The 5,082-nt window shown below is 67.3% G+C and carries 6 protein-coding genes and 3 pseudogenes; 3 read left to right on the plus strand and 6 right to left on the minus strand.

What is annotated here, in order from left to right:
- Positions 1 to 107: pseudogene (locus AC08OT_RS19075) on the minus strand ((4Fe-4S)-binding protein); the annotation flags it as partial.
- Between the two features lie 318 nt (positions 108 to 425).
- Complete coding sequence (locus AC08OT_RS19080) at positions 426 to 875, minus strand: carboxymuconolactone decarboxylase family protein (RefSeq protein WP_476594503.1); 450 nt, start codon at positions 873 to 875, stop codon at positions 426 to 428.
- Between the two features lie 451 nt (positions 876 to 1,326).
- Here AC08OT_RS19080 and AC08OT_RS19085 point away from each other — a divergent pair, with 451 nt between their 5' ends.
- Positions 1,327 to 1,773, plus strand: a complete 447-nt coding sequence (locus tag AC08OT_RS19085) for a response regulator (RefSeq protein WP_462186728.1) — start codon at positions 1,327 to 1,329, stop codon at positions 1,771 to 1,773.
- Positions 1,774 to 1,948: 175 nt separating this feature from the next.
- Here the strand turns inward: AC08OT_RS19085 and AC08OT_RS19090 are convergent, their stop codons facing one another.
- Positions 1,949 to 2,152 carry a cold-shock protein gene (locus AC08OT_RS19090; protein WP_011438823.1) on the minus strand — a complete coding sequence of 68 codons (204 nt, stop codon included), beginning with the start codon at positions 2,150 to 2,152 and terminating at the stop codon, positions 1,949 to 1,951.
- Between the two features lie 823 nt (positions 2,153 to 2,975).
- Between AC08OT_RS19090 and AC08OT_RS19095 the strand changes: the two genes are divergently transcribed.
- Positions 2,976 to 3,164: a metal-sensitive transcriptional regulator gene (locus AC08OT_RS19095; RefSeq protein ID WP_476603136.1), complete on the plus strand. Its 189-nt coding sequence runs from the start codon at positions 2,976 to 2,978 to the stop codon at positions 3,162 to 3,164.
- A gap of 210 nt (positions 3,165 to 3,374) precedes the next feature.
- Here the strand turns inward: AC08OT_RS19095 and AC08OT_RS19100 are convergent.
- Positions 3,375 to 3,833: pseudogene (locus AC08OT_RS19100) on the minus strand (MMPL family transporter); the annotation flags it as partial.
- On the opposite strand from AC08OT_RS19100, the gene AC08OT_RS19105 reads away from it, so the two are divergent.
- The gene (locus AC08OT_RS19105; protein WP_476594504.1) at positions 3,728 to 4,120 is read left to right on the plus strand and encodes a DUF302 domain-containing protein; all 393 of its coding nucleotides are present in this window, start codon (positions 3,728 to 3,730) and stop codon (positions 4,118 to 4,120) included. The pseudogene AC08OT_RS19100 and the gene AC08OT_RS19105 overlap by 106 nt on opposite strands.
- 186 nt (positions 4,121 to 4,306) lie before the next feature.
- On the opposite strand, the pseudogene AC08OT_RS19110 reads toward AC08OT_RS19105, so the two are convergent.
- A pseudogene (locus AC08OT_RS19110) lies at positions 4,307 to 4,852 on the minus strand (DsrE/DsrF/DrsH-like family protein).
- Positions 4,853 to 4,866: 14 nt separating this feature from the next.
- Positions 4,867 to 5,082, minus strand: a 216-nt coding sequence (locus tag AC08OT_RS19115; protein ID WP_476603135.1) for a TusE/DsrC/DsvC family sulfur relay protein, incomplete at its 5' end; no start/stop codon positions are given.

A 5,082-nucleotide genomic window follows, 5' to 3' on the forward strand; every position in this document is an offset into this window, starting at 1 on the left:
TTGATGTACAGCTTGCGGCCGCCCTCGTAGATGCAGTCGACCGGGCACTCCTCCACGCAGGCGGTGTCCTTGACATCAATGCAGGGTGACAGGACGACAAACGTCATCGGATTCTTCTTCCCCGTTCGCCTTCAGTCACGGGGAAATCGTAACAGGATGTCGCCGGCCGAGGTGGGTGGAACTGTAAAGGATAGGTAAACAACTCGTCCGTGGAGCAACGAATTTCGATGGTCCGAAACGGGAGCGAGGAAATCTCCAGGGATATTTTTAACCATGAGATTTTCTTTGTCTGTATCTGGGCCGTCCGGGGCGCCCGCCGGATGGCGGCGGCACCCGCGCCGACGTGTCCTCAGCCGGTCATGAAGACGGTCTGCGGATACCACCATCCGCCAGGTGGTCGGCGCGGCGGGTCCTCTGCCGCCGGTTCAGACGTCGGTGTTGTCGGGGGGCTGAACCTGGCCGGTTGATGGAGCGTGTCCCGGCGAGGCCGGGGTTACGTGGCCGAGCGGCGCCGTACCGTCCCCCGCCTCGTGCCGCTCGGCGCGGAAACGCCTGAAGGCGACGAACGCGCGCGGGCCGTAGACCGACGCCGGCCCGCCGTTCATCAGCAGTGCCACCCCGATGGCCTCGGCTGCTTCCTGGCAGGTCGCACCATGCCGGACGGCGCCGTGGGCGTGTGTCTCGATGTAACCGTCGCACTGGGTGCTCACGGCGAGCGCCAGTGCGATCAGCTCCTTCGTGCAGCTGTCCAGGGCACCGTCACGGAGAGCAGCGTCGCCCAGAGCGCCGAGTCCCCGGTATACGTCCGGGATCAGCCGACGCAGTTCGCGGGCATGCGGGCGGATCTCGTCCTGGACCGGGCTGCCGGAGCTCATGGCCCTTGCCTTCCCGCCGGAGGCGACCGGGAACCGCCACGCCGGGAACGGCGGCCGAAGTCCGGCCTCGTGCCCGGGCGGTCGTGGGTGCCCGGGCGGTCGCGGCGAGGCCGAAAACGGTGAGCCTCGGCTTGTCCTTGGACTTGTCCCTGTTAGGGGGGCGACAGACCACTTCCGTTGGCGTACCGTCAGACATCGTCAAAGTCCGTGCATCGATTCCGGGATGTCCGGTTACCGTTCCGGGCCGGACGGGCTCCGCCTGCGCCTGCTCGCGACCCCGCTCACGCTCTCGAGGAGCGGCCGTCCCCCGCGGTGGGCGCTGATCGTCCGGTCCGCCCTGTCCCCGCTTCTCGTCCCTACTCCGCCTCTCGTCCCTACTCCGCCTCTCGTCCCTACCCCCGCTTCTCGTCCGGCTGCCATGCGATGGCGGCCTCTACTTCGAGGTATCCAGATGACGGCGAGTGTCCGTACGGACCCGTTCGACGTACTGCTGGTTGAGGACGACCCGGGGGATGTCCTCATGACCCGCGAAGCGTTCGCGGATGATCGGATCAACGGCAGGCTGCATGTCGTGAACGACGGTATCCAGGCCATGGCGTTCCTCCGCCGGGAGGAGCCCTTCACACAGGCCCCTACGGCCGACCTGATCCTGCTGGACCTCAACCTGCCGCGCCGCAACGGCATCGAGGTCCTGGCCGAGGTCAAGGCCGACGCCGACCTGCGACGTATCCCCGTCGTGGTGCTCTCCACCTCGGACGCTGCCGAGGACATCCTGCGCAGCTACAACCTGCACGCCAACGCCTACGTGACGAAGGCGGTCGACTTCGACCGGTTCGTAGACGACGTCCGGTTCATCGACGACTTCTTCATCACCGTGGTTCAGTTGCCCGGGCGCTGATCTGGTCGCTCATCAGGTGTACATGAGCCATGATCGCGCGGTGCCCGCCGACGGCGTCGGTCAACTACGGCGGTGAGACTACCGGCCTGCCAACACAACATCGACCAACACAAGATCGGCGCGCGGCTCCCGCGGGAGCCGCGCGCCGACGCGTAAGGCTGGGGGTGGTACGGCCTCAGACGGGCTGGACGTTGTCCGCCTGCGGTCCCTTCTGGCCCTGCACGATCTCGAACTGGACGCTCTGGCCCTCATCCAGGGACTTGTAGCCGTCCGCCACGATCGAGGAGTAGTGGACGAACACGTCCGGGCCGCCACCGTCGACGGAGATGAATCCGAAGCCCTTCTCCGCGTTGAACCACTTGACGGTACCCTGCGCCACGATTATTTCTCCTTGCCGCGCTCCCGGTAAGCGTCCTTCGCGTACCGGCCTCGCCCCAGACCCCGGCCGGTGCCGTGGTCCAGTCGTGCCGTTCTCTGCGTAGGTCACGCACGGAAGAACAAGCAACACCTGCAGCCTACCCCTCCACCGACGTGGTGTGCCCGCTTGGCTCTTGTCCCGTCCGACTCGATGCGAAGCAGCCGACGAAACGTCGGTTATCGGGGTACCCGGCGGGTGTAGTGGCCCGGGGGCCCGGCGCTCGCGTAGCCGCTGCATCTCGGCGTCATCGGCGATGATGACCCAGGACCTGCCATCCGGGTGGCGCTGCGCGGTGATCCACCCCCGGTAGATCCAGGTGTAGAGGGTAGCGGTTGGCCTGCTGGAGGGCTACGGCGAGTTCGGTCACCGAGTACCGGTGTGGTCCCAGGCCGGTTAGCGCGGTGCGGGCGCCGCGAGGGTGGCGGACCCCGATGCCCAGCCGGCGGGTCGGGGTGAGGACCTGGCCGGGGCCGAAGCGGTCGGTGCGCTTGGGTGGGCGCAGCCCTCGGCATTGAGCGCCTCGGCGATCTGCCGGCTGGACAGGTACAGCTCACCTTCGCCCGCCAGGTCCTCCACAACCAGCCACAACCAGCGGCGACGATCCCGAAAGGTCTGATCGCGGGTGAGGTCACCCGATGTATACCCGGGATGGTATCTTGGAGGCAGCGCCTGCGGTCACCTGGTGCGGGATATGGAGGTCGGGATGCAGGTCGACGAGACGGCGATGGCGGATGTGATTCGGCGCCTGCGGCGCGCCGAGGGTCAGCTCCGCGGCGTAATCGGCATGATCGAGGATGGTCGCGACTGCGCTGACGTCGTCACCCAGCTTGCCGCGGTCTCCCGAGCTCTGGACCGGGCCGGATTTAAGATCATAGTGTCCGGGATGCAACAGTGCCTGGCCGCGCGTGAGAGCGGCGAGGCGGCACCGATGACCGAGATGGAACTGGAAAAGCTGTTCCTGTCCCTCGCGTGACCCTCGGCAGATGTCGTGCCTAGGCCGGCGGCGGGTAGCCGGCCTAGGGACGCGATCGCTTCGGTCAGTGGGCGAAGGTGACAGTGGGTAGAACGCGGCGCAGCCACATCGGGCTGTACCAGGCGGCCCGTCCGATGATCCGGAGCAGGACGGGTAGCAGGTGAGGCGGACGAGGGCCGCGTCCAGCAGCACGGCGATGCCGAGGATGACGCCCATCTCCTTTGGCGGCAGCGGTCCGGACAGCGCGAAGGTGAAGAACACCGCAACCATCACCGCGGCTGCCGCGAAGATGACCCGACCGGAGTGAGCGAGCCCGCCGACTATCGCCTCCCGTGGATCGGCGGAGCGTTCCCAGTGCTCCTTGGCCGAGGCGAGCAGGAACACCGTGTAGTCCATAGAGATCGCAAAGATCATTGCCAAGAAGAAGATCGGCCCCCAGGCGTCGAGGAACCCCTGGGAGGTGAAACCCAGCAGGCCCGCGCCGTGCCCGTCGGCGAAAACCAGCTTCGCGACGCCGAACGTGGCACCGGTCGCGAGCAGGTTCGTGACCACCCCGAGGGCGGCTGCCAGCGGCGCGGCGAGCACCACGAACAGCAGCAGGAAACCCATCCCCAGCACCACCCCGAGCACCAGCGGGGTGCGGTCCGACAGCAGGGTGTGCAGGTCGATGTTCTCCGCGGCCGCGCCGCCGAGCAGGACGGCGGTATGCTCGTCGGGCGCGATCTGGGCCGGCCGCCCACCGGGCTCTCGACGTCGACCGGCAGATCGGCCTGCTGCTGCCCTGCAACGTCGTCGTCCGCGCCGCCGACGGTGGCACCGTGGTCGAGGCCCTCGACCCGCGGATCATGGTCACCGTCACCGGCCACGACGAACTGGAACCGGTGGCGAAGGAGGCCGGCGCCCGCCTCGACGCCGCCCTCGCCGCCCTCGCCGCACCGATCGGCACCGTAGGGTGAGAGCCATCCCACGGCGGCTCAGAGGACTCGGGCGTGGTGACGGCGACACGACCGCGAACGCCGGCCAGGACTCGACCGGGGCCGAGGCCGGCCAACCGGCCTTTCCCGGCATCCAGGGAACGTCGCCTCGAACGTTGCGATCGCCTCTCACCCGAGGTCCCCTGCCAGGCGGCCCTCGGTCCCGTGTCAGATAAACAGCAGTTGGGCGCCGTCGGTCTTCTCAATAAAGTCCGCGGCGCTGATGATCCCTTCGACGTCCTCATACAAATCGGATTCGTCGAGGTGCATCATGTCGGCGGACATGCGGCAGGCTCACAGATGGCCGCCGGAGGCGACGATCTGCTCGAGGAACTCCGGCACCTCTGGCACGCCGACGTCGGCGATCTGTTTCTTCATCACGTGCGTCGTCATCGCTGTCATGCCGGGCAGGCCGCCCAGCCCCTGCGGCATGTGCGAGGCGGTATTGCCGAGCAGGGTGAACTTCAGGTCACCCATCCTGGACTTGGTGATGATGTCGAAGCCCCAGAAGGTGAAGAATAGGTGGGTCTCCACCCCTGCTCCTAACGCCGCGTTGGCAAGGACAAGCCCGGGATAGGCCATGTCGAGGGTGCCCTTGGAACAGATGATGGCCAGCTTGCGGCCGGTGCTCTCGTCGCCGAAATCGGGGACGACGGCAGCCGGCGCCGGTTCGATGGGCGCGGGCGCGGTGACAGTCATGGCGGTGCCTTTCATTCCGGGCCGGGCGGTCAGACGCAGCCGTGCGGCTTGGGCAGGCCGGCGATGTAGGCCATCTTCTTCGCTGGCTTCTTCGGGAACTTCGCTGGCTTCTTCGGGAACAAGGTGAACAGCTCTTTGGTCGGGATGCCGGCGAGGGCGGTCGCGCCGCTGTAGCTGTAGAAGTCGTGGATGCTCTTGCGCCATTGCGGGCCGAGCATTCCCGGGGTCTGGTCCGGGCGTCTGGG

Source organism: Frankia sp. CgJB1, assembly GCF_977947065.1.